General features: G+C 70.5%; 1 protein-coding gene. It reads left to right on the top strand.

The genetic code is table 11. The features are described from left to right. Positions 1-928, top strand: a 928-nt coding sequence (locus tag ACFYE1_RS17470; RefSeq protein ID WP_387745836.1) for an AEC family transporter, incomplete at both ends; no start/stop codon positions are given.

The raw sequence follows: 928 nt of genomic DNA, 5'->3' as shown, positions 1-928 counted from the left end.
GTCCCGTGACCGGAGTGTTCTCGGGGTTCTTCATCGTCTGGGCCGTCATCCTGACCGGCTACGCCGTGGGCCGGCGGGACGTGCTGGGCCCACAGGGGCAGCTGGTGCTGAGCAAGTTCGCCTTCTACGTGGCCAGCCCGCCGCTGCTGTTCCTCACCATCTCCGAGGCCGACATCGGCCGGACCTTCTCGGCCCCGCTGCTGGTCGCGGCGGTCTCGGCGGTGGCCACCATGGTCTTGTACGCGGTCATCGCCCGGTGGGTGCTGCACCGGGACGCGGCCACCACCGTGATGGCCGCCCAGGCCGCCTCCCAGGTGAACTCCGCCAATCTGGGCATCCCGATCGCCGTGTTCGTGCTCGGGGACGCGACCATGGTGGTGCCCGTCATCCTGTTCCAGCTGGCGATCAACTCCCCGGTGTACCTGACGGTCATGGACACCCTCACCGACGGGCGCCGGCCGAGCCTGGGCAGCGTCCTGGGCAACGTGGTGACCAATCCCATGATCGTGGGCTCCGGGCTGGGGATCCTCTTCGCGATCACCGGCTGGCGGCTGCCGGAGGTGGTGCACGAGCCCGTGGAGCTGGTGGCCGGGGCCTCGATCCCGGCGATGCTGATAGCCTTCGGGGTCTCCCTGGTGGGCGCCGCTCCGCTGCAGCGCAGTGCCGGGCCGCGCCGGGACGTGGTGCTGGCCTGCGTGCTGAAGCTGCTGCTGCACCCGGGGCTGGCGTTCCTGTTCGCCCGGTTCGTGCTGGGCCTGGACGGGGACCTGCTCTACGCGGTGGTGGTGATGGCGGCGCTGCCCACCGCCCAGAACATCTACATCGCGGCCGTGCGCTACGGCCGGGCGGAGCAGCTGTGCCGCGACACCGTGCTGCTGACCACGGTGATCGCGATGCTGACCATGGCGGTCGTGGCCCTGCTGCTCTC

The sequence above is a fragment of the Kocuria nitroreducens genome (assembly GCF_042879195.1).
Classification (GTDB): domain Bacteria; phylum Actinomycetota; class Actinomycetes; order Actinomycetales; family Micrococcaceae; genus Kocuria; species Kocuria nitroreducens.
Note: the sequence above shows the minus strand (reverse complement) of the source record. Positions and strands in the feature narration are given on the sequence as shown.